This is a genomic window from Arthrobacter sp. SAFR-044, from assembly GCF_051965175.1.
Classification (GTDB): Bacteria; Actinomycetota; Actinomycetes; order Actinomycetales; family Micrococcaceae; genus Arthrobacter.
Genome location: NZ_JBQCMK010000004.1, coordinates 137,274 through 160,371 on the forward strand (window position 1 = coordinate 137,274; position 23,098 = coordinate 160,371).

The 23,098-nt window shown below is 67.2% G+C and carries 20 protein-coding genes; 7 read left to right on the top strand and 13 right to left on the bottom strand.

From position 1 onward, the window contains the following. Positions 1-72: 72 nt before the first annotated feature. Entirely contained in the window at positions 73-840 is a 768-nt protein-coding gene (locus ACTHQS_RS07985; protein ID WP_440167616.1) for a DUF4386 family protein, read from the bottom strand. A 177-nt stretch (positions 841-1,017) separates the two neighbouring features. On the opposite strand from ACTHQS_RS07985, the gene ACTHQS_RS07990 reads away from it, so the two are divergent. Next, positions 1,018-1,371, top strand: coding sequence for a hypothetical protein (locus tag ACTHQS_RS07990; RefSeq protein ID WP_440167618.1), 354 nt, complete (start codon positions 1,018-1,020; stop codon positions 1,369-1,371). Positions 1,372-1,425: 54 nt separating this feature from the next. On the opposite strand, the gene ACTHQS_RS07995 is transcribed toward ACTHQS_RS07990, so the two are convergent. Both ACTHQS_RS07995 and ACTHQS_RS08000 read right to left on the bottom strand, forming a co-directional pair. Further along, entirely contained in the window at positions 1,426-1,893 is a 468-nt protein-coding gene (locus ACTHQS_RS07995; protein WP_440167619.1) for a GyrI-like domain-containing protein, read from the bottom strand. A gap of 67 nt (positions 1,894-1,960) precedes the next feature. Continuing rightward, the gene (locus ACTHQS_RS08000) at positions 1,961-2,329 is read right to left on the bottom strand and encodes a DUF5655 domain-containing protein (protein ID WP_440167620.1); all 369 of its coding nucleotides are present in this window, start codon (positions 2,327-2,329) and stop codon (positions 1,961-1,963) included. 181 nt (positions 2,330-2,510) lie between these two features. On the opposite strand from ACTHQS_RS08000, the gene ACTHQS_RS08005 reads away from it, so the two are divergent. The 4 genes from ACTHQS_RS08005 to ppsA all read left to right on the top strand — a co-directional run bounded on the left by ACTHQS_RS08005 (position 2,511) and on the right by ppsA (position 10,075). Next, a complete protein-coding gene (locus ACTHQS_RS08005; protein ID WP_440167623.1) occupies positions 2,511-4,490 on the top strand; it encodes a heavy metal translocating P-type ATPase in 1,980 nt (659 codons plus the stop codon). Positions 4,491-4,575: 85 nt separating this feature from the next. After that, a complete protein-coding gene (locus ACTHQS_RS08010; RefSeq protein WP_440167625.1) occupies positions 4,576-5,037 on the top strand; it encodes a universal stress protein in 462 nt (153 codons plus the stop codon). Continuing rightward, positions 5,034-7,604 (top strand): cation-translocating P-type ATPase, encoded by a 2,571-nt coding sequence (locus ACTHQS_RS08015; protein ID WP_440167627.1) that lies wholly within the window; start codon positions 5,034-5,036, stop codon positions 7,602-7,604. Before ACTHQS_RS08010 ends, ACTHQS_RS08015 begins: the two co-directional genes overlap by 4 nt. Positions 7,605-7,636: 32 nt before the next feature. Beyond that, positions 7,637-10,075 carry a phosphoenolpyruvate synthase gene (gene ppsA / locus ACTHQS_RS08020; RefSeq protein WP_440167629.1) on the top strand — a complete coding sequence of 813 codons (2,439 nt, stop codon included), beginning with the start codon at positions 7,637-7,639 and terminating at the stop codon, positions 10,073-10,075. Positions 10,076-10,155: 80 nt separating this feature from the next. Here the strand turns inward: ppsA and ACTHQS_RS08025 are convergent, their stop codons facing one another. The 4 genes from ACTHQS_RS08025 to ACTHQS_RS08040 are packed head-to-tail and all read right to left on the bottom strand — an operon-like array spanning position 10,156 to position 14,513. Further along, on the bottom strand, positions 10,156-10,578 hold the full coding sequence (locus ACTHQS_RS08025) for an Hsp20/alpha crystallin family protein (protein ID WP_440167630.1): 423 nt from the start codon (positions 10,576-10,578) through the stop codon (positions 10,156-10,158). 14 nt (positions 10,579-10,592) lie between these two features. Beyond that, on the bottom strand, positions 10,593-13,112 hold the full coding sequence (locus tag ACTHQS_RS08030; protein WP_440167631.1) for an HAD-IC family P-type ATPase: 2,520 nt from the start codon (positions 13,110-13,112) through the stop codon (positions 10,593-10,595). 24 nt (positions 13,113-13,136) lie between these two features. After that, positions 13,137-14,000, bottom strand: a complete 864-nt coding sequence (locus ACTHQS_RS08035) for a universal stress protein (protein ID WP_440167633.1) — start codon at positions 13,998-14,000, stop codon at positions 13,137-13,139. Between the two features lie 54 nt (positions 14,001-14,054). Further along, positions 14,055-14,513 carry a pyridoxamine 5'-phosphate oxidase family protein gene (locus ACTHQS_RS08040; protein WP_440167636.1) on the bottom strand — a complete coding sequence of 153 codons (459 nt, stop codon included), beginning with the start codon at positions 14,511-14,513 and terminating at the stop codon, positions 14,055-14,057. Positions 14,514-14,785: 272 nt separating this feature from the next. Between ACTHQS_RS08040 and ACTHQS_RS08045 the strand changes: the two genes are divergently transcribed. Continuing rightward, positions 14,786-16,438 carry a GAF domain-containing protein gene (locus ACTHQS_RS08045; protein ID WP_440168006.1) on the top strand — a complete coding sequence of 551 codons (1,653 nt, stop codon included), beginning with the start codon at positions 14,786-14,788 and terminating at the stop codon, positions 16,436-16,438. A gap of 16 nt (positions 16,439-16,454) precedes the next feature. Here ACTHQS_RS08045 and ACTHQS_RS08050 read toward each other — a convergent pair whose 3' ends face one another. Beyond that, on the bottom strand, positions 16,455-17,129 hold the full coding sequence (locus ACTHQS_RS08050; RefSeq protein ID WP_440167638.1) for a response regulator: 675 nt from the start codon (positions 17,127-17,129) through the stop codon (positions 16,455-16,457). Positions 17,130-17,378: 249 nt separating this feature from the next. Here ACTHQS_RS08050 and ACTHQS_RS08055 point away from each other — a divergent pair, with 249 nt between their 5' ends. Then, complete coding sequence (locus tag ACTHQS_RS08055) at positions 17,379-17,879, top strand: universal stress protein (RefSeq protein ID WP_440167640.1); 501 nt, start codon at positions 17,379-17,381, stop codon at positions 17,877-17,879. 80 nt (positions 17,880-17,959) lie between these two features. On the opposite strand, the gene ACTHQS_RS08060 is transcribed toward ACTHQS_RS08055, so the two are convergent. The 5 genes from ACTHQS_RS08060 to ACTHQS_RS08080 all read right to left on the bottom strand — a co-directional run bounded on the left by ACTHQS_RS08060 (position 17,960) and on the right by ACTHQS_RS08080 (position 23,060). Beyond that, positions 17,960-18,487: a hemerythrin domain-containing protein gene (locus ACTHQS_RS08060; RefSeq protein WP_440167642.1), complete on the bottom strand. Its 528-nt coding sequence runs from the start codon at positions 18,485-18,487 to the stop codon at positions 17,960-17,962. Then, entirely contained in the window at positions 18,484-18,801 is a 318-nt protein-coding gene (locus ACTHQS_RS08065; RefSeq protein ID WP_440167643.1) for a DUF3040 domain-containing protein, read from the bottom strand. Before ACTHQS_RS08065 ends, ACTHQS_RS08060 begins: the two co-directional genes overlap by 4 nt. A 40-nt stretch (positions 18,802-18,841) precedes the next feature. Beyond that, positions 18,842-19,105, bottom strand: coding sequence for an SHOCT domain-containing protein (locus tag ACTHQS_RS08070; protein WP_440167645.1), 264 nt, complete (start codon positions 19,103-19,105; stop codon positions 18,842-18,844). Between the two features lie 127 nt (positions 19,106-19,232). Next, complete coding sequence (locus ACTHQS_RS08075) at positions 19,233-22,040, bottom strand: HAD-IC family P-type ATPase (RefSeq protein WP_440167647.1); 2,808 nt, start codon at positions 22,038-22,040, stop codon at positions 19,233-19,235. Between the two features lie 18 nt (positions 22,041-22,058). Continuing rightward, complete coding sequence (locus ACTHQS_RS08080) at positions 22,059-23,060, bottom strand: polysaccharide deacetylase family protein (RefSeq protein ID WP_440167649.1); 1,002 nt, start codon at positions 23,058-23,060, stop codon at positions 22,059-22,061. Positions 23,061-23,098 lie beyond the last annotated feature (38 nt).

Genomic DNA, 23,098 nt, shown 5'->3' on the forward strand with positions numbered 1-23,098 from the left:
TCATCCACCATCTCAAACACTCCGGCCCGCTTTTAGGGACCAAGGTCCCTGATCGCAGGCGCGCGGGAGACGCTAGTCAGCCCTGCGCGACAGGCGGATCAACGCAATTCCCGTGGCGATGAACCAAACCCACAGCAAAACGCCGTAGCCCCAATAGAAGCCGGGGGCTGCGTGGCGAAGCACTTCGCTGACCACTCCCAGTGCGCCGGTGGCAATGCCAATCCACGCGAGGTACCGGGGGAAGGATGCCTTGTCGGCCCGGAGCATCGCCAGCCCCATCAGGAGGATCCCAAGGGCGGAGAGGGCGCCAACGATGGCGGGGGTATTGTTCTCGGCAATGATGGCTTCAGCCGCGGTGGCGTAGGTCCTGCGTTCGTCCTCTGTCCCGGCAGCCATGAAGCGGTCGCTCAGATAGACCAGGTTGAGGGAGCCGCGGCTGCTCACCGGTACGGCAAGCAGCAGCGCCCACGGCAGGGCACCGAAGACCAGCGCTATCAAGGGCAGGCTTTTCCGGTAGGCCGACAGGGCCACGAAGAGGGCTGCGAAAACAAGCACGGGGAAGATGTTCGGCAGGATCCACAGGATCTGCTCGGCCACATAGCCGGCCTTGTTCGACGCGATGAACTCAAGGGTGGCCGCTCCGCCGTGAACGGGCGGGGGAGCCATGAAGTCGATCACCAGGGCAGTGATCAGCAGAAACACAAACAGGATCGACGACGCCCCCGCGACGAGGTAGAGGAGCTTCCAGCCCTGGTGGTCGCCAGCTTGGCTCGCGCCACCGGCTGCAGATGGCCCACGGGCTGCAGATGGCCCGCGCCGGACGCCTGGACGGCTGGTCATGATGGACGGTTCCCGGTCATGCCTTGACTCTGCTACCCGTCCCGCGCGCCAGATAGTGCCATTCGGCCCGGCCCAACCCTGGGTTGGTCCGGCTTCCGTGACCAAGGACCCTGGGCGGCGGAGCGGGCTTCCGGAAGACTGCTGGGTTGAATCATGATTTCGCGCCCGGAGGAAGACATGGCGACAAATACCCCGCAGCCAGGAGACGGCACGGAGGAACGGTTACGGATAGAACTGGAGGACGCCGCATCGAGGAAATGGTGGGCGCGCATCCTGTATACACTTGGTTCGCAGTACGGGCGGACACAGCTGCGGTTCGTGGGAAAGGCGGAGGACGGCCGGCGGCTCTACACCGGTGATACTTTTCCCGGACCGCCGCTGAACCCGACACCTCCCGAGGAAGCGTGGGCACCTGGTCTGCAGGCCAGCCTCGGGCGGCTGCGGCAGGAGATTGCCGGCGACGGATGGGCTGAAACCAGCCGCGGCGCGCAGCCCTGGGAACTGACGTTCAGCCGTCGCCGGGTTTCCTAGCCGCCGGGCTTCCCCGGCCCGTACCCTGTCCGGGCCGGTCCTGCAGTCCCGGCCTCAGGCGACCGGCCAGACCACCCTGGTCTGCCAGGTGGCCGGATCCGGCTGCTGTTCCGGGTCGGTCAGGTAGTACTCCCACATCGAGTCGGCAGGAGAGGCGCCGTCCGCTTCCATGCTCTTCTTTATGGCATCGTACGTGCTGCCCAGGGTGTCATAGGGACCCGTGTGGATGGCTTCATAGGCGTCGGTATCAGGAAGTGCTCCGCTGGCCACTTCGCCGGTGCCGTGGAAGTCCCCGGCGACTGGGAAGCCGGCTTCGACATCCACCGTTTCGCCGGGCATTCCATGGTAAAGCGCGAACGGCGGGCCGGCAGGGCTGCCGCCCTGTACCTGGACCGCTGCCATCACGGCACCGAAGGCCCGGCCGAAGAAGCTGGTGAGTGCGTCCATGGGAACGCGTTCACGGACGACGGCGACTGGTTGCCCGGTGATATGGATCTTTCGCGGCTGCCCATTCTCGGTCATGGCTTCAACCTTGCCACCCGGACCGCGGCGTGACAGGGCCATAGGACCCTACAGTCCAACCCTTTGATCAGCCGGCGGCGTCGTACGCTTCCAGCATCCAGCGGCGGACCTCGGCATCGAGCTGCGTGCTTTCCGTGAGCTCCAGGTGGTGCATCCAGGTTCCCGGGGCCGGATGGACAACCTGCTTGAAGCGCGGCGAGTCCAGGTTGCGGGGCAGTGCGAGGGACAGCACCAGCGGAACCGTGGATTTCACGTAAACCCCCGGCCTCCAGAGGTAGGCGTACCCGCGGCGCCGGCGGAAAGAGATCTGGCTCTTGCTGACCCGGATCTCATGGGGACCCAGTTCCGCTGCCAGCCGCTCCGCGGCCCGGTAAAGCTCCTGGGCGTCCGGTGCGCCGTCGAAGAACCGCTCCACCGTCCAGGGCATGGCTTCCATGGGAACTCCGGGTGTGTGCGGCGTGGTTTACCTTCAGCTTTCCCCGTGACCCGGCGCCCCGGCAGGGCCAAAGGTCATACGCGGGCTGCCGGGGCCAAATGCCCTAGCCCGATTGGTTGCCTCAGGGTAGGTTCAGCTTTATGCGCGATGACCATCATCATGCCCTGCCAAGGGGTGCTGGATGAGGAAGCAGGCAGCCCCGCCTGCGGCAACCGGTGGGAGCCCCCGCAGCTTTGACGCCGAGGAATCCGCCGGCTCGCCCGTTGAACATGCTTGGGGCTCCGTCAGGCGGTACCCCCTCGTCGCACTGACCTGCCTGGTGCTCCTGGCCACGTTGGTGCTGCTGCAGTTCAATCTGGAACTGCAGGTCCGCGTGCTCGCATCGGCCTACGCAGCCGTCATCGTGGTGGCCCGTGCGGCGGGCATGGTCCGGTCCCTGCGTGAGGGACGCTGGGGGATCGACCTCCTGGCCCTGACGGCGATCGCCAGCACCGTGGCGGTAGGCGAGTATCTCGCCGCCCTGGTGGTAATCCTGATGCTCACCGGCGGGGAGGCCCTGGAAAACTTTGCCCAGGGACGCGCGGCGCGTGAACTGCGGTCACTGCTGGACAGGGCGCCGCGTTTTGCCCACCGCGAAGGGGCTGGTGCAGTACTCGAGGACACCCCCATCGGCGAGGTTGCCCCGGGCGATGTGCTGGTGGTCCGGCCTTCGGAGCTGGTACCCGTTGACGGCGAACTCCTGTCCGATTCAGCCAGCCTTGACGAATCATCGCTCACCGGCGAAAGCCTGCCGGTGGAACGCACGCGGGGGCAGGCCCTGCTCAGCGGGGCGGTGAACGGCGTTGCGGCCATTCGCATGCGTGCCTCGGCCACTGCCGCCGATTCGCAATACAGCCGGATCATCGCCTTGGTTGAGGAGGCGTCCAACAGCCGGGCGCCGGTGGTCCGCCTCGCCGACCGCTACGCCGTTCCCTTCACCCTCCTTGCCCTGGCCATGGCGGGGACAGGATGGTTCCTGTCCGGCGAACCGCTGCGCTTCGCCCAGGTCCTGGTGGTGGCCACGCCCTGCCCCCTCCTCATCGCAGCGCCGGTGGCATTCCTTGCCGGTACCAGCCAGGCCGCCCACAAGGGCATCATCATCAAAAACACCCGGACCCTCGAGCAGCTTGCGAAAGCCCAGACAGCTGTCTTCGACAAGACCGGAACGCTCACGTCCGGTAGCCCCGTCCTGGACAGCATCCAGGTGGCACCGGGCTACGGCGAGGCCCTGGGCAGCCAAAGGATCCTGCAGTTGGCTGCCTCCGCGGAGCAGTACTCCTCGCATGTGCTGGCAGGCTCCGTGATCGAAGCCGCCGGGGCAGCCGGCCTGGGACTCCTGACGGTGCAAGAGGCCAGGGAGAACGCCACCCACGGCGTGGAAGCCGTCTGTGACGGCCAGCGGGTAGTGGTGGGTAAGGCCGGCCTGGTGCGCAGTTCATCAACCGGTTTCCGGGAGGCTGCAGTCCGCAGCGGCCAGCTGGCTGTATATGTGGCAGTGGATGGCAGGTACGCCGGCGCATTGGTCATGAAGGACCCGCTGCGCCGCAATGCCGTGGACACCCTGTCACGCCTTAACAGCCTGGGTGTGCGGAACACCATGCTCCTGACCGGTGACGCCCACGCCACGGCCGCGCATATCGCCGAAGAAGCGGGAATCGGCCGCATCCAGGCTGAATGCCTTCCGGAGGACAAGGTCAACGCCGTGGCCGGCATCCTGGAACGGCCGGTCCTGATGGTGGGCGACGGCGTCAACGATGCCCCGGTCCTTGCCGCAGCGGACGTGGGAATCGCAATGGGCGCCAAAGGTGCCACCGCAGCGAGTGAGTCCGCGGATGTCGTGGTCATGTTGGACGACGTCTCGAAAGTTGCCCAGGCCGTGGCCATTGGAAAGCGGACCGTGGCGGTGGCGTTGGTCAGCATCTGGACCGGGATAGGACTCAGCCTGGTGCTGATGGCCATCGCCATGACGGGGTACATTCCCGCCGTCGCCGGTGCCCTACTGCAGGAGCTGGTGGATCTGGCCACCATCCTGAACGGCCTGCGGGCTCTGCACGGCGAGGATCGGACAGGCAAAGCGGACCGGAAACAGGCAGCGCAACCAGGGCCGGCCACTTCCGCTTGATACCGCCGGAATGGCACCTGCGGAGGCCGGCGGGCATGACCTTTGGCCCTTCCCGCCGTAGTCCCCAGCCGGGATCGTGGTGTCCATGAATGCAGAAACAGGGGCCAAGCCCGTCATCGTGGGTGTTGACGGTTCCGAGTACTCCTCCGCCGCCCTCCGCTTCGCGGGCACGCTGGCAGCCCGGCTGGGCACGCGGCTCGAAGTTATCTCCTGCGTCGGGATGCCGGACTACCTGGTGATGTCACGCCTGGAGGGGGCGGACCGGCAGTTCACCGCCAGGCTTGAAGATGCTGCAGGGCGGCTGGTCGAGGATGCCCTGGGCCGGGCCTTTTCCGGCGAACGGCCGGAAAACATCGACATCACCATCAAGTTCGGCCCGCCGGCAAAGGTGCTGGTGGAGGAGAGCCGGCGTGCACAGATGCTGGTGGTGGGAAGGCACGGGGAAGGCGGCCTGCTTAAGTCGGCCATGGGCTCTGTCAGCATGGCCTGCGCAGCCCACTCCAACTGCCCCGTGCTCCTGGTAGGGCAGGAGGCGGACGCTGTGTGAGGGCCGCGGAGGGCCTGAGCTCTGAACAGGCGGCGCAACTCCTGAAGCAGGCGGGGCCCAACCAGCTTCCCACGGAAAAACCCGTATCCCAGTGGCGGAAGCTCTGGGGGGAGATGACGCACTTCTTCGCCCTCATGCTGTGGTGCGCCGCCGGGCTGGCCTTCATCGCAGACATGCCGCAACTGGCAGTGGCGATCATCGTCGTCGTCATTGTCAACGGGGTGTTCGCCCACATCCAGCAGGAACGTGCCCAGCACGCCGCCGCGAGGCTGCGGGGGCTGCTGCCCGCCGACGTCGTGGTCCGGCGGGACGGGACGGTGCGCAAGGTGCACGCCAGCGAACTGGTGGTTGAGGATGTGGTGCTGCTGGCCGCCGGGGACCGGGTGCCGGCAGACCTGGTCCTCCTGGCGGCCTCGGCCTGCGCGGTGGACGAATCGATGCTGACAGGCGAAAGCGATCCGGTGCCGAAAGCGGCCGGCGACCAGGCATGGGGCGGAACCTTCCTGGTCAATGGCTACGGGGAAGCCACCGTCTCCGCGACAGGTGCCAGGACCAGGCTGGCAGGGATCGCAGCCCTCACCAGTGGGGCGGTTCCTCCCCCCACACCGCTTTCCCTGGAACTGCGGCGGATTGTCCGGGTCACGGCCGGCATGGCCCTGGGGATTGCGGCGGTCTTCTTCCTGGCTTCGCTGCTGGTGGGTTTCCAGTGGCGCGATTCGTTCCTGTTCTCCATTGGCGTTGCCGTGGCGCTGGTCCCCGAAGGGCTCCTTCCCACCGTCACACTGTCCCTGGCCATGGGCGCCCAACGCATGGCATCACGCAATGGATTGGTCCGCAACCTTGAAGCCGTGGAAACCCTGGGCTCAACCACCTTCATCTGCACCGACAAAACAGGGACCCTGACGCAGAACCGGATGAACGCCGTCGAGGTTTTCACGCCGGAAGGGGCCATCCAGGTGACGGGCCAGGGGTACGCCCCCGAGGCGCATATCGAGGGCCGCGGCGTGGAGCTGGCAGCCCAGGCAGCGCTCGCCGCCCGTACCGCTTCCCAGGGCCGTGCTGAACTGCACGACGGAGAATGGCGCGCCCAGGGTGACCCGATGGAAGCTGCCATGGACGTCCTGGCCCGCAGGCTGACGGGTACGGTGTCCGGTCCTGCACCGTCCCGGCGTCTGCCATTCGATCCAGTGCGCCGCAGGGAGTCCGCCATTGTGGGGCCGGACCTGTTCTGCAAGGGCGCCCCCGAGACCGTCCTTCCGGTGTGTGAGTCCGTGCCGGGACCGGTCAAGGAACAGGTGGAGGTGATGGCAACACGCGGACTGCGCGTCATAGCGGTGGCACGGCGACGGCTCGGTGGAGTCCCAGAGGAATGGCAGTCCAATTCCGCAGCGGAGCTCGAGACGGGCATGGAACTCCTGGGCCTGATCGGGCTGCAGGATCCACCCCGGCCGGATGTTGGAGACGTGATCCGCGCAGCGCGGCAGGCAGGGCTGAGGGTGGCCATGATCACCGGTGACCACCCTGCCACTGCCGCCGCGATTGCCCGGCAGATCGGCCTGACCGGGACACCGCAATACGTGCTGGAGGGCGCCGACCTTCCGGAGGACGAACAAATGCTGGGAGCCCTCCTGGACCGTGACGGCGTGGTGGTCAGCCGGGTTTCACCGGAGCAGAAGCTTCGGGTGGCCAAGGCGCTGCAGTCCCGCGGGCACGTGGTGGCCATGACGGGCGACGGCGTCAATGACGGTCCTGCGCTCAGGGAGGCGGACATTGGGGTGGCCATGGGCCTGAGCGGAACCGACGTGGCGCGTGAAGCCGCCGACCTGGTCCTCCTCGATGACCATTTCGGCACCATTGTGGCCGCCATCGAACAAGGCAGGGCTACCTACGCCAACATCCACCGGTTCCTCACCTACCACCTGACCGACAACGTGGCAGAACTGACCCCCTTCGTCATCTGGGCGCTCTCCGGGGGCCACTTCCCGCTTGCCCTGGGCGTGCTGCAAATCCTGGCCCTGGACATCGGCACCGATCTGCTGCCGGCTTTGGCCCTTGGCGCCGAACCTCCGGGCAAGCGGGTCCTGGCCCGTCCGCCCGAACGCAGGCACCTGATGGACCGGCAACTGATCATTCGCGTCTTCTGCATCCTGGGCCCGGTGGAGGCGGCCATGGAAATGGCCGTTTTCTCCGCGGTCCTGGCCGGTGGCGGCTGGACCCGGGGAGAGGTTCCGGAGGCATCGCTGCTGATGGCCGCCTCCGGCGCGGCCTTCACCGCCGTCGTCCTGGGCCAGCTCGCCAACGCCTATGCCTGCCGGAGCGCCACCGTGCCCCCCTGGAAGCTGGGGTGGGGGACCAACAGGCTCCTGGTGTGGGCCGTGCTGGCTGAAGTGGCCATCCTGGCCGTGTGCCTGTACGTGCCGTCCCTCGCCGCATTGCTGGGCCAGTCCCCGCCGCCGCCGGAAGGCCTCCTCCTCGCGGTTCTCGCAGCCCCCGCCGTCCTGTTGGCGGATTGGATCCACAAATCCTTCCGGGCGCACCTGCGGCGCAGCAAGGACCAAAGCCTCTGACTGCCCCGGGAGCCCCGGGCAAGAATCGAGCCATGAGTGCCACCGCTGAATCCTCCCTTACAGACACGAACGTCATGTGGATCGAAGACACCGGGATCGCGGACATCGCCTCGGTGGGAGGGAAGAACGCTTCGCTTGGTGAGCTCAGCCGGGCACTGAAGTCCGCCGGCGTCAAGGTTCCCGAAGGGTTCGCCACCACGGCCTCCGCCTACCGCGCTTTCCTTGCCGCCAACAACCTGGAACCCCGGATCCGGAAGCACATCGAGGACCAACGCGCCGGGCGGTCGACCCTTCGCCAGGCCGGGGCGGCGATCCGGGAGCTGTTCCTGCAGGCCACCTTCCCGGCGGACATTAGCGCCGGCATCCAGGAACATTACCGGACCCTGTGCCGGCGCGCCGGGCAGGCCCAGGCAGCCGTTGCGGTCCGCAGCAGTGCCACGGCCGAGGATCTTCCGGACGCCAGCTTCGCCGGCCAGCAGGAAACCTTCCTGAACGTGGCAGGGGAACGCGGCGTCCTGGAGGCCTGCCGGCGCTGCTACGCTTCCCTTTTCACGGACCGGGCCATCAGCTACCGCGAAATGAAGGGCTACGACCACCTGGACGTTGCCCTGTCCGTGGGGGTCCAGCGGATGGTCCGTTCGGACCTCGGCGCCTCCGGGGTGATGTTCTCGATCGACACCGAATCCGGCTTTCCGGGCGTGGTGGTGATCAGCGCCGCCTGGGGGCTGGGGGAGACCGTGGTCCAGGGGACCATCAACCCGGACAAGTACCAGGTGTTCAAGCCGCTGCTGGCGGACCAGCGCTTCAGCCCGGTCATCGAACGGGAAGTGGGCGCCAAGGAACGCAAGATGGTTTACAGCCAGGGCGGGGATGCCCGGACCCGGATGGTCGAGACCACTGAGCGGGAGCAGCGCTCGCTGGTGCTGGCGGACGGGGAGGTGGTCCTGCTGGCCCGCTGGGCGGTAGCGGTGGAGGACCACTACGGGCGTCCGATGGACATGGAGTGGGCCAAGGACGGGATCACCGGCGAACTCTTCATGGTCCAGGCCAGGCCGGAAACGGTCCAGGCGCGGCGCAGCACCTCCGTCTTCCGGACCTATCATCTGGCCGGGCCCGGGCGGGTCCTGGTCACCGGCGCGGCGATCGGCGACTCGATTGCGCACGGCCGGACGTGCGTGGTCAGGGATGCGAAAGACATCGAATCATTTGTTGACGGCTCGGTGCTGGTCACCCGGATGACGGACCCGGACTGGGTGCCCGTGATGAAGCGGGCCGCGGGCATCATCACCGACCATGGCGGCCCCACCAGCCACGCCGCGATCGTCAGCCGCGAACTGGGGGTGCCCGCCGTCGTGGGGACGCGCAACGCCACCGAGGTACTTCCCGACGGCGCCCAGGTCACCTTGTCCTGCGCCGAAGGGGAGGACGGCCGCGTCTACGAGGGGCTGCTGGAGTTCTCCGTGGAGGAAGTGGACATGCAGGCACTCCCCGCTACCCGCACGGCCGTGATGATCAACATCGCCAGCCCGGCAGCCGCCTTCAAGTGGTGGCGCCTGCCCGCAGCCGGCGTGGGCCTGGCCCGGATGGAGTTCATCATCAACAACCTGGTCCGGATCCATCCCATGGCCCTGGTCCACCCGGAAAGGGTGGCGGACCCGGAGGAGGCGGCACTGATCCGGCAGCTCACCAGCGGCTACGACGACCCGCAGGAGTACTTCATTGACGTGCTGGCCACGGGAATCGCCAAGATCGCCGCGCCGTTCCATCCCAAGCCGGTGATCGTCCGGCTCAGCGACTTCAAGAGCAACGAGTACAGCCACCTGATCGGCGGCAGCGCCTTTGAGCGGCCGGAGGAGAACCCCATGCTGGGGTTCCGCGGGGCTTCCCGCTACTACAGCAGCCACTACCGGGAGGGGTTCGCCCTGGAGTGCAGGGCCCTCAAACGGGTACGGGAACAGGTGGGGTTCGGCAATGTCATTGTCATGGTTCCCTTCTGCCGCACGGTGCAGGAAGCGGACCAGGTCATCCAGGCAATGGAAGAGCACGGGCTGGTGCGCGGCGCCGAGGGGCTGCAGGTCTACATGATGTGCGAGATTCCTTCCAACGTGGTCCTGGCGGAGGAATTTGCCAAGCGCTTTGACGGCTTCTCCATCGGGTCCAACGACCTCACCCAGCTGGTGCTTGGCGTGGACCGCGACTCGGAAGAGCTTGCGGGATTGTTCGATGAGCGGGACCCTGCGGTGATGTCCATGATTGCCCAGGCGATCAGCAAGGCCCACGCCGCCGGCATCAAAATCGGCATCTGCGGGCAGGGGCCCAGCAACCATCCGGACCTGGCCGAATTCCTGGTCAGCCAGGGGATCGATTCGGTGTCCCTGAATCCGGATACCTACGTCAAGACACTGCCGGTCATTGCGGCAGCGGAAGCCGCCGCAGCCACGGTCCACGCCGCTGACCGCGCTGGCACCTGATTGCCCCTCGCCTGACAGTGCCTGGCACCCAGGGGATCAGTCCCGGGGAGCCAGGCGCCGGCGTCGTACTTTGGCTGTCCCTAACCCCTGCTGATGGGGATCTTCGACGCCCCGGTTCCCTGTCCCTGCTCGGGCAACGGAGCCCGGACTTCGAGAACGCCGTCCTTGTAGGAGGCGCTGATGTCACCCTGCTCAACGCCGCTGGGGAGGGGGATCCGGCGCATGAACGAGCCGTAGCGGAACTCGGACCGGTAGCTGTCCTTGTCCTTTTGCTCCTTCCTCTCCTGCCGTTCGCCCTTGATCGTCAGAACGCCGTTGGCAACCGTCACATCCACGTCCTTCTCCGGATCGATGCCGGGAAGTTCGGCCCGGACCACGAGCGTGTTGCCGTCCACCATCTCTTCAACCCGGATGGCCGAGGAACCCGTGTCGCCTTCGAAAAGCCTTTCGATGACATCCATCGGGGAACGGCGGCTATCGAACCATTTCATCAGGTCAGTCATTCTTTGCCTCCTGCTCATGTGGACGCCCTGCCATCGCGGTGCCCGGCATTTCCACCATCCCCTTCCCGTGACGCCGGTTCCAGAGTCCAAGGTCCCAGCCCCGGTTCGCCGGGGGCAACGGACGGGCGGCGGGTGAAACGGCCAATGAATTCAATGGCCACGCATCCCGCCGCGGCCACTGCAACCGCGGCCACCAGCAGGCCTGCGGGCGGCCACTCCACGCGAAAAAACTCCTGCGTCAACGGCACGGTAAACAGCAGGGCCAGGCCCGCATACATTCCGGCAAGGATCAGGACCTTGGTCCAGTTGAGGGGACGGGACGCCATCACCAGGATCCACGCCGCCACCAGGCCCAGGGTCACAGTGGCCGCCGACTGCCCTGCTTCCTGGCTGTAGCCACCCCAGGACTGGGCGTAGCCGCTGACCGCCAGGACGCATAGGGCCGTGCAGATGCCTGCCGGTACAGCGAAGGAAAGCGAGCGCCGGAGGAAGCCGGGCGCGTAACGCTGGCCGCCGGGCTGCAAGGCCAGGAAGAACGAAGGCAGGCCGATGGTGAGTCCGTCCAGCGCGGACAGTTGCCGGGGCAGGAACGGAAAAGCCAGCACCAGGATGCCGGTCACCACGGAGATGACCGTGGCGTAGACGGTCTTGCTGAGGAAGACCAGGGAGACACGCTCGATATTGCTGATGGCCCGGCGCCCCTCGTCCACCACCGCCGGCAGCCTCTCGAACCGCCCGTCCAGGAGTACCAGCCTGGCCACGGCCTTGGTAGCCGGCGAGGCGGAGTCCATGGCAATGCCCAGGTCCGCCTCCTTGAGGGCCAGGACATCGTTCACCCCGTCCCCGGTCATCGCCACCGTGTGCCCCCGCCGCTTCAGGGCCTGGACCAGGTCCCGTTTCTGGGACGGTGTCACACTTCCGAAAAGGTGGCAGGACTCTACGGTCTCCTCCAGCTGGAACGGGTCATGGGGCAGTCTGCGGGCGTCGTAGGCAACGCCGGTTCCAAAGCCCACGGCGCGCGCCACGGCTGCCACCGTCCGGGGATCATCGCCGGAAATGATTTTGACCGTAACGCCCTGGCGCCGGAAATAGTCGAGCGTTGCGGCGGCATCCTGCCGGATGCTCTCGCGGAAGGTCAGCAGCATGACCGGCACCAGCTCCGGCGGCAGCCCCCGGTCCGGGGCGTCGGGCCGAAGGGGCGCAGTGAGGTGAGCCAGGGCCAAGGTCCGGAGGCCGGTGGAGGCAAGGGCCGCGGCCTTGCCGTGGGCGCGGGCGCTGCCGGGGGAGCCGAGCACCGCATCGGGTGCTCCAAGGATCCAGGTGCCGGAAGCGGCTGACCCCGGCCCGAACGTTACCGAGCTCCACTTGCGGGCTGAAGAAAACGGGACCGACTCCTGGTGCTGAAGTGGAAGCTGCACCGGAAACGCAACCCCGATGGCCGCGGCGGTGCTGCTGGCGTCCGCGTTGGCGCCGAACCATTCCAGCGCCGCCCGCCAGCCGGCAGCCCGGACCGTCCCGGCATCGTGGATGGCGTCGAACACAAGGGAGCCGGAGGACAACGTGCCGGTTTTATCCAGGCACAGGACGTCCACCCTGGCCAGGACCTCCACCGCGGCAAGTTCCTGGATCAGGACATCCTGCCGGGCCAGCCGAAGGCCGCCGACGGCAAACGCCACGCTGGTCATCAGGAGCAGGCCCAGGGGGATCATGGCCATGATGCCGGCGATCGCCCCCACGGCGGCCGGGATCCACCGGCCCGATCCCAGGGCTCCAGCCCAGCCGCCCTGATCCTGCATCTGGGCATTCGTGAGCAGCAGGGCGGTGGGAAGGAGCAACCAGGTAACGACCGTAAAGACTTTTTCCAGGCCCCTGCGGATTTCAGAGGTGACGAGGGAGAACCGTCGCGCCTCGGCTGCCAGCCGGTAGGCGAAAGTGTCCGGCCCCACCCGGAGCACCCGGGCCCTGCCGCTGCCTGCAAGGATCAGTGAACCGGACAGCAGCACGGCGCCGTCCGTTTTGGGGACCGGCTCGGATTCGCCGGTCAGCAGGGATTCGTCCACCTCCAGCGGGCTTTCCCCCAGAAGCAACATGTCCGCCGTGACCTGGTCTCCGGCGTTGAGGACCACGAGGTCGTCCGGCACCAGCTCTTCGGAGGGAATGGTTTCCCTGGCGCCATCCCTGACCACCGTGTTCCTGGCGGCCTGCAAAATCGCCAGTTGGTCGAGTGACCGCTTGGCCCGGTACTCCTGGACGATGCCGATGAGGGAATTGGAGACGGCTGACAGGCCGAAGAGCGCATCACGCCACTGGCCAAGGACCAGGAGCAGGAGGAAGCATCCCCCCACTACGCCATTGAAGAGGGTGAACACGTTGGCCCGGACGATCTCACCGACACTACGGCTGGTGGCGGTGGGCACGCTGTTGATGCGGCCGGCAGCTCTCCGCTCGCGTACTTCGGCAGTTGAGAGCCCGTCCCGGGCATGGCGAAGATCCACTCCCGGGACCGGCGCCCCGTTTTCCCCAGCTATTGACATGGTGCGGCCAGGCAGCAGGCCCGGTCAGTCGTTGTGCTGCTTGTGCATGCGGGTGATCACGGTTGGGCACGGCGGCTGGCTCAGCACCGCATGCGCCGTGGACCCCAGGAAGAGTCTCTCGAAGCCGCCCTTTCCGCGGCTGCCCAGGACCAGCAGCCGGGCGCCGGCGGCTGCGCGGAGCAGGGCGTCCGCCGGCTCCAGTACGGTTTCCATCACGGTGTGCACCACAAGGTCCGGGTAGTCCTGCCGAAGGCCCGCGTCGGTTTCGGACAGCACGATCTGCTCTTCCTCGACAACATGGGTGGCAAAGCTGCTCTGCGGGAGCCCGGCCGCGATCCACCGGTTGGGGCCGGTAAAAGCGTAGAGGACCGTCAGTTCCTCGCCGAGCGCGTCAGCTTCGGCGGCTGCAAAGGCCACTGCCTGGGTTGATTCACGCGACCCATCCACGCCGACCAGGATGCCGCGGCCCTCCGACTGGCCGTCACCGATGACTGCCACGGGGCACTCGGCCGTGGCAGCAGCCTGGAGTGCCCGGTCCGTCAGGGCGCCGCGGTTGTGCCCGCTGGTCCCCAGGACAAGCATGGAGGCGTTCCTGGAATAGTCACCCAGTGCCGCACCCACACCTCCTTCGAGGAGCTGGAGCGAGACCTGCAGGCCGGGTTCGGCGGCGGTGGCCTTTTCACCGGCTTCCTTCAGCAGGCCCAGGCCTGATTCGCGCAGGACTTCGAGGTAGGGCAGGACTTCGGCTGCCATCCAGCGGTCGTCCACAACGTTCACGACGGCGAGGGGGCACTTGAGCCTGTTGGCCCGGGCTGCTGCCCACAACAGGGCGGCATTGGACGCCGAAGTGTCTGAGATGCCGACGGCGATTGGCTTGGCAGGTGCCATTGGGGACCATCCTTTGTGGTTTCTTGTGAGGGGTGACGGGTCGTAGCTGGGGGCCTAGCCTGCGGTGGGCTCCCGGGGCGGCCACCAATGGGTTGGGGCGGCGATGACGAACCTCCGGCCGCTGATGTCCTCCGGCGTGATCCGGATCAGGATGTTTTTTTGGCCCGGTTGCCAGGGGGACAGGCCCGCCTCCATGGCATCCCTGGTTTCCTCTTCGTCGGACACCACCATGGCATGGCCCTTGAGGATGACGCTCCAGGCAATGGTGCCGTACTGGTTCATGCCGTCTGCCTCGACGGCTACGGCTTTGCGGTCGGTCAGCGAGGCAAGCTTCGTTCCTTCGCCGGTGCGGATGAGCAACGTGCCGTTGGTGGGGACGAAATTCACCGGGTAGTTCTCCACGGCGGCGCCGTCGGTGAAGGCGATCCTGCAAATGGACGTTGATCGGAGGTACCGCCAGCAATCGTGGACGCCGAGTTCCTTGATTTCCGGTTCTGTCGCTGCGCTGTTCATGGCCGTAGCCTAGGGCCGGCAATGCGCCGCGGATAGGGAAGAAGGTCCCGCGCAACCGCGCCCCCGCGCGATACCAAGGTTACTGAGGGTATTTTCCGCCGTGCTCTCCTACCATTGAGTAGAAGCGTCTTCATGCTCATGTGGAGGCGGTATTGGGGGCGGAGGCCGGCACTTCCGTTTCGGGCATTTAGACCGCGCCAGGGATCCGCAGCGCCGCAGGTTCCTGCCGCAGGAGGTGGGACGTGAGCACTGAGCAGTCTTGGCATTCTCCAATGAAGGACGGGGTGGAGGATCTGCTGCGGGACTTCGCCGTCCGGGGAGACGAACTGCCGGATGACCAGGAACGGATCAACGGCTTGTTGGCTGCGGTGGTGGCCCTTGCCGAGGACCTAAGCCTGGAAGCGGTCCTGGACCGTCTGGTGCGGTCCGCCTGCGCGCTGGTGGGCGCCAGGTACGGAGCTTTGGGCGTCATCGGGGAGGACCGGCGGCTGAGCCACTTCATCACTGTGGGCATCGATGAACAGGGCATCCGTTCCATCGGCGAGCTGCCCACCGGCAACGGCGTCCTGGGCCTGCTCATCCGCGAACCAAAGCCGCTGCGTCTCCATGACCTCGGCCGGCATCCCATCACCTCCGGTTTTCCTCCCAACCACCCGCCCATGAGGACGTTCCTGGGCGTGCCCGTCCGCGTTCGGGACGAAGTCTTCGGAAACCTCTACCTGACCGAGAAGCAGGGCGGGCAGGACTTCACCGTGGAGGATGAAGGCCTTGCCGTTGCCTTGGCAGCCGCGGCCGGGGTTGCAATCCAGAACGCCCGCCTTTTTGAAAACAGCAGCCGTCGGCAGAGATGGCTGGAGGCGGGCATGGAGCTGAGCGGCCGGCTGATCATGACGTCCCAACCGGGTGAGGCGGACAACCTGGACGCCGTTGCCGACACCGCCTTGAAGGTGTCCGATTCGGCGCTTGGTGTGATAGCCGTGCCGGCGGGCGATGGAGCGCTGCGGTGCAGGTCATGCGTGGGCATCCAGGGCCTGCAGGCAGGCCACGAACTACTGGCCTCCAGTGCGGTCTCCGGTGTCATCCAGAACGGGGGGTCTTTCGTGGCACGGGACCCGCGGCAGGTTTTCGAAGACGCGATGGCGGAGAAGCTGGGCTCAGTGCTGGTGTGTTCGCTGGGGCACAGTTCCGGCGCCAACGGTGTTCTCCTGCTGGCGCGCGCCCAGGGAGGCCCTGTGTTCACCCAGGCGGAGGCGGAATCCAGTGCCATCTTCGGGAGCCGGATTGGGCTGGCACTGGATCTGGCGCGGGTGAACGCCCTGCGCGAACAGAACCTCCTTTTCACCGACCGGGAACGGATTGCCCGGGACCTTCATGACCTGGTCATCCAACGCTTATTTGCTGCCGGGCTCAGCATCCAGAGCCTGCGCCGCTACACCATGGACCCGGTAGCACACGAGCGGATCGCCGCAGTCACCACGGAACTCGACGACACCATCCGCAAGCTGCGGGACACCATCTACTCGCTCAGGACCGCGGACGAGGAACGGGAGCCGCTGACGGGCCGCATACTGCGCGTGGTCCGGGAGAGTTCCCGCAGCTACGCCGTCACGCCCAAGGTGTCCCTGGATGGACCGGTGGATTCGATCGGGGAAGACGTGGCTGTCCACCTGCTGTCGGTGGCGTCTGAGGGACTCAGCAATGCCTTGCGGCATTCCGGCAGTGAGGAAATCCAGGTCTCGGTGGCCGTGGGCCAGGACCAGGTGCAGCTTCTGGTCAGCGACAACGGCCAGGGCTTCGCCGAACCCGTGCATATCAGCGGCCTGGCGAACATGCGCCACCGCGCCGGGCAACTGGGGGGCAGCTGCACCATCGACAGCGTCCCCGGCGGGGGCACCTGCGTGAAGTGGTCCGTCCCGCTCACGTAGCCCGGGAAGGAGGGGATCAGGCAGAGTCCGCAGAGCTCTTGGTGACGTACACGGCGGCCTGCGTCCGACGCTCGAAGCCCAGCTTGGCCAGGATGGACGAAACGTAATTCTTCACGGTCTTCTCCGCCAGGAACAGGTCATCGCCAATCTGGCGGTTGGTCAACCCCTGTCCGATCAGGGCCAGCACCTTTTTCTCCTGCGCACTCAAGCCTTCCAGCCGTGGGTCGGTGGGTGCCGTGGACAGCCCTGCGAGGATCTGCTGCTCGACTCCCGGATCAAAAAGGGATTCGCCCGCAGCAGCCCTCCGGATACCGGCAAGGAGGTCATCACTCCTGATTTGTTTCAGGATGTACCCGGATGCGCCGGCCAGGACCGCGCCACGAAGGGCTTGTTCGTCGTCGTAACTGGTGAGGATCAGGCAGCGCAGGCGGGGATCAAGCGAGCGCACATCCCGGCAGACCTCAATTCCCGTGCCGTCCGGCAGCCGGCCGTCGAGGATGGCGATATCAGGATGCAGGGCGGGAATGCGTCGCGTGGCCTCGGCCGCCGATCCGCTTTCGCCCACCACAAGGAACCCTTCGCCTTCCAGCAGGTCCTTCAGCCCCTGCCGGACGAGTTCGTGGTCATCAAGGATGAAAACGCGGACCTGCCCGGAAGATCCTGCCGCTTCATCAGCCCGAGTTTCATGCATTTGCACTGAACGCTCCCAAGATCGTCACCACCGAATCCCCGCTGGGCGCGGGGCGGCCCCCGGGAAGGGCCTGGTCCCATTGTTACGTGTCCGGCGTTATGCCGGAAGGGACCAAAGTCCGCCCGGCGCCCATGTCGCCGCCGGTGTTGTGCTCGGCGCGGAGGTACTGGTTCTCCCGTGATGACCTTTGGCCCTGTTGCCCGCAGCGGTTCCGGTGCACGCTGAGGGGGGACAGCAACAGGAGGCAACGTGGCAACAGCACGGAACGGGGCAGCGGTGCCCGGCTCCGGTCAGCGTCCCAGGATCATTGTGGGGGTGGACGGATCCGAGGCATCCATCGCCGCGCTGCGGGTGGCCAGGGCCCTGTCGGAGCCGCTGGCGGCACCCGTGGAGGCCTGGGCATGCTGGGACGTTCCAGCCGGCTACGGGGTGTACCTGGCCGTGGGGATCGAGGGCTTCAAATATGCTGCCGACCATGTACTCCAGCAGACGCTGTCGGACGCTTTCGGTGAGGTACCGGCCTTCGTGCACCCCCGCCTGGTGCGGGGCAGGCCCGGTCCCGCGCTCATCGATGCCAGCCGCAACGCGTCGCTGCTGATCGTCGGCAGGAGGGGGCACGGGAACTTCGTTCCCGGATCGGTCAGTTCGGCGTGCGTGAGCCACGCACACTGCCCCGTGCTGGTGGTGCACGCCCCGGAGTCGGGAGCTGCGGATGATGCCGCGCAGGCCCAGTCCGCTGCTGTGCCTTGACGCTCGCGAACCTGCCCCCACGCTGCCGGGCCCTGGCTCTGAAACCCGGCCCGCCGCCGTCGTCCGATCGCTTGCCGCTCCTAGTGCCCGTGGTGGCCCGCCCCATGATGGTGGGCCGCGCCTTCTCCCACCAGTTGGTGTAGTCCTTCGACAGCGTGGGCGAGTGACAGGCCGGGGGATTCGACGATGAACGGCATCAGGAGCCGGTTCTCCTTGTCCAGGTGGAGGGCAAAGATCCGCTGGATGGCGCCCGCGGCCACCGCCGCAGCAACGCCATCGGCCGTCCTGAGCTCATCGACCAGGCCCACGATGACCTTGTGCTCGGCCAGCATGCCGTCCACCAGCAGCCGGGCCTCCGGCGTGCCGTGCGGCCCGCTGTAGAGGGGGCCCTCTTCTGCCAGCGCGTGCGGCACCAGCTCCTTGTCGCACCAGTCCAGCAGGGCCGCCTGCGATTCCTCCGCGCTGGGATCGCGCGATTCCACGGCCTCTGTCAGCAGGCCCACCAGCCCGTTCAGGTGCCGCAGCATGTCGGCATGGTGCGCCTCGACGGCTTGCAGTGCCCGCGACTCTGCGGAGGCATCTTTACCGGTTCCCTGCAGCTCGTTCATTCGTTGTTGCCTTCCAGTTGGGTGACGTGCCGGTTGGTGTTGCGGAGGGACCAGCGGAGGTCCTTGATTGCCCAGTAGGCCGCCCCGTTCATGACGGCAAAGCCCGCGATTCCCAGCAAGGGGACCCGGACCACCAGCCCCAGGAGCAGTACGCAGGCGCCCGCTGCGACCAGGACGAGGCCCCGCCGGAAGCGGGTACGCAGTGACGACGCAAAGGCGTCCTTGTTCAGCAGGGCCGCCAGCCTGGGATCTTCCATTTCCAGTCCGTGGCTGATCAGGTCGAGTTCGCGTTTCTCGAATTCAGAGAGTGGCATGGCCGCACCCCACTGTCCCTTGCCTTCGGACGCCACGAACTCAGGTACCCGGCTGGCCGCGCAGGACAGCCAGCCTGTTCTGGTACTCCGCGGCGTCGATCTCTCCGCGGGCGAAACGCTCAGCCAGTACGTCTTCTGCCACCCGGGGGGACTGGGGGTGGGTACTGTACGGGGAGGGTGCCCGCAGGGAACGGGCCAGCAGCACAATGCCGGTGATGATTGCTCCCCAGACCACCACCATGCTGATGCTCATCAGGACATAGCCCCACAGGCCCATGCCATCGTTCCAGCCGTACACTTCCACGACCTCCGGTCCCAATGAAGGCAGGCGCCAGCCGTCCGCTTTCGGTTCCAGTATTGGTCCCAGCCGGAGCCGGGGGGAGAGTCATTGGTCCCGTTTCAGCCCTTGGCTGCCTGGCCAGTTGGGGATACTAAAAGCCGCTGCGCCGCAGTCGCTTGTCCACGGCGACGGCCAGGGACGCGAGCAGGGCCAGGCCGAAGATGCGCAGCCACGCGTCCACGCCGATGGGGGCGGTGTGGAAGAGTTCGTTCATCAGCGGTGTGTAGGTGAGGGCCAGTTGGCCGGCCGCCTGGACCACGACGCCGAGGAGCAGCCAGCGGTTGCCGAACGGTCCGATGCGCCAGGCCGGCCGGGTCAGGGACCGGCAGCTGAAGAGGTAAAAGATTTCCACGGCCACGAACAGGTTGACGGCGGAAGTACGGGCCTGGGCAACAGATGCACCGACGGACACCTCGTGTTCAAAGAGCCACCACGCCCCGGCCACCAGGAGGACTGAAACGAGGAGGACCCGCACGGTGAGTGCCCAGGTCAGCAGGGGGCGGTCCGGTGCTCGCGGCGGACGGGACATCAGCCCTGGTTCCTTTGGCTCGAAGGCGAGCATCAGTCCAAGGGCAACGGCGGTGGTCATGTTGATCCAGAGGATCTGGGTGGGCAGGATGGGCAGCGTGGCCCCCAGCAGGATGGCCACGAGGATGACCAGCCCTTCGGCCATGTTGGTCGGCAGGGTCCAGACGATGAACTTGGTCAGGTTGTCGAAGACGTTCCGGCCTTCCTCGACGGCTGCCTCGATGGTGGCAAAGTCGTCATCGGTCAGGACGATGTCCGATGCCTCCTTGGCAACTTCCGTTCCGCTGCGTCCCATGGAAATGCCTACGTTTGCCTGGCGAAGGGCAGGCGCGTCGTTGACGCCGTCCCCGGTCATGGCGGCCACATGTCCCCGGGATTGCAGGGCATCGATGAGGCGAAGCTTCTGTTCCGGCGATACCCGGGCGAAGACCGTGGCCCGCTCCACGGCATCCGGAAACTTTTCCGCCGGGATGGCATCCAGCTCCGCGCCGGTCAGGGCTGTCCCGGCGGCCCTGTCAGCGGCCAGTCCTACTGCGGCGGCAACGGTCACCGCCGTGCGTACATGGTCCCCGGTAATCATCTTCACGCCCACGCCGGCGCGCTGGCAGGCCTTCACCGATGCCGCGGCTGCTTCCCGCGGCGGGTCGTGCATGGCGTGAAGCCCGGTCAGGGTCATCCGGCCGCGCAGCTCTGTCGCGGAGAGGGGGCGGGAGCCGGCGGGAAGGCTCAGCATGGCCGTGGCAAGGACCCGGAGCCCTTTGTCTGCGAGCGCGTGGGCGGCACCGAGCGCACTGTGCCTGCGAACGGGCCTGCCGGCGCCCTGCAGGTCCATTTCGTGGGAGCAGAGTTCCAGGACCCGTTCGACAGCGCCTTTGACAAACACGATGGCGCCGCCCTCCGGGAGCGTCGAAGCGTGCAGCGTGGCCATGAACTGCCGCTCGGACGTAAACGGCAGCTCCTCCTGCCGCGGGTTGGCTGCCAGGAAAGCCTGCACCCTGATGCCGCCTTTCCCCGCCGCCACCAGCATCGCGGCCTCGGTCGGATCGCCGCGCACCTGCCAGCCGGACCCCTCCCTGTGCACGCTGGCGTCGTTGCAGGCTGCACCGCCCAACAGGGACCAATGCAGCGCAGCATCGTGGGGACGTGGCGGCGCCGCGGGCAGGTTCCGGCCGCCCGGGTGCTGCGCGGCGGACGGGGTGATGTGTCCGTCCGGACCGTAGCCGGAGCCCGTGACGTCGTACAGGCCGGTGGGTGTCCACAGGGCACGGACCGTCATCTGGTTCTCGGTGAAGGTGCCTGTCTTGTCCGAGCAGATCACCGTGGTGCTGCCCAGCGTTTCCACCACGGGCAGCCGGCGGACCACGGCGCGGCGCCGGGCCATGCGCCGGACGCCGATGGCAAGCGTGACCGTCACGGCGGCGGGAAGTCCTTCAGGGATGGCTCCCACGGCCAGGGCGACGGCGGCAGTGAACATTTGCCCCGGTTGCTCGCCATGTGCCAGGCCGGCGAGGAACGCCACGGCGGCGAGGCCCAGGATGGCTGCGGTGAGCGTGGTGCTGAACCGGGCCAGTTTCAGGGTCAGCGGCGTGGCGACGGGCCGGACCGCACCCATGAGGCGGTGGATCTCGCCAAGTTCGGTTTCGCCGCCGATGGCCACGACGATTCCTGCGCCGGTGCCCGCGGTCACCAGGGTGCCGCTGTACAGCATGTTCCTCCGGTCCGCCACAGGCGTGATCCGGGGCAGCACCACCTCGTCCTTGGCGACGGGGTCGGACTCTCCGGTCAGCGCGGATTCGTCCACCCGGAGGGCGGACAGGCGGACCAGTCGAAGGTCCGCCGGCACCTTGTCGCCGGCTTCGAGCAGGACAAGGTCCCCGGGGACCAGGTCTTCGGAGGGGATATGCTTCCGTTCACCGCCGCGCATCACGGCGGCATGCGTGCGGACCAGTGAGTGGAGGGCGTCAAGGGCCGCTTCGGCCCGGACCTCCTGGATGAATCCGATCAGCGTGTTGACCAGGACCACCGCGAGGATGACGGCGGAATCCAGGAACTCGCCCAGGAATACGGTGACCACGGCGGCGGCCAGCAGGACGTAAACCAGCGGGTTGTTGAACTGGCGTCCGAGTTTGCGGGCGATGCCCCCGCTGCGTGACCGGGGCAGTTCGTTGGCACCGAACTGGGTGCGGCGGCGCTCCACCTCGTCCTGGCCCAAGCCCTTGGCGGCATCCGTTTCCAGCAGCAGGACTACCTCATGGACAGGGAGTCCATGGTGGGCCGGATCGTTGGCGCTTACGGACCGGCGGCCGGTTCCGGGCGGATCCGGCCGCCGGGCCTTCGCCTGGCCGTTCCGGAAGGGCCTGGTCTTCGCCATGGCTGCCACGGCCCCGCGTCAGTGACCCAGCAGGGCGTCGAGGGTGGTGAAACCGTACCCTGCAGCCGTGATGCGGTCGATGACCTGGGGGAGGGCGTCCGCGTCCAGCGTGGTCCCGTCGTCGGGGTTGGACCCGATGTGCATGAGGACGATTTCACCCGGCTGCAGCCCTGCCTGGACGCGGTCCGCCACACTCTGGACGCTGGCGCCCCCGCTGGTGCCTTTCCAGCCCAAGGTGTCCACGGTCCACCTTACGGCCACGTACCCCAGGGTGTTGACCGCCGCGATGGTGCGGGGGTCCCGTTCCCCGTACGGGAAGCGGAACAGCGGCCTGGGGTCGGCGCCGGCCGCGAGGATGGTTTGCTCGGCACCGCGCACCTGCTGGGCGATCTGGTCATCGCCCAGGCCAGTGAACCCGGGATGTGTCATGGAATGGTTCGCCACGCGGTGCCCGGCGGCCACGATCTGTGCCACCGCGGGCGGGTTGTTCGCTGCCCAGTTGCCGGTCAGGAAGAAGGTCCCGGCAACGCCCCGGGCGGTGAGCGCGGACAGGATCTTCGGCAGTCCTGCCGCGTTGGCTCCCGCGTCGAAGGTAAGGGCCACAACACGGCCGGCACCCGGAACGACCGTCAGGTCCTGGCCGCGGAGGGACTCCGGAAACGGTGCCGGCTGCGCAGGAATGCCCGGTTCCTCCGGTGCCGGTGGCTGGTCAGGTGCTTCGGTGGGCACCGGTTCGGGGACCGGCGGCACAGGAACCGGCGGCACGGTCACGGGAGGCTCCAGCGGAGTCTGGCCAGCTTCCGGTGTGTCAGTTTCCTGCGGCTCCTGCGCTGGCGGGGACCCGCCCGGGCTGGACGCGCCCGGGAGCGGCGACGAAAGCGCCGGCGACGGGGACGGAGAGGCCGACGGCGGCCCGGCCGTGGGTGCGGGAAGCAGCAGGGCAAGGACGATGGCGAGGACCGCCAGGGCGGCGGCGAGCGCTATGGCAGGCGCCCGCCGTCGTGCTTCACTGGCCGGCACCAGCGTCACCCGCCCCGGGGTTTAGTAGCCTCGTGGCC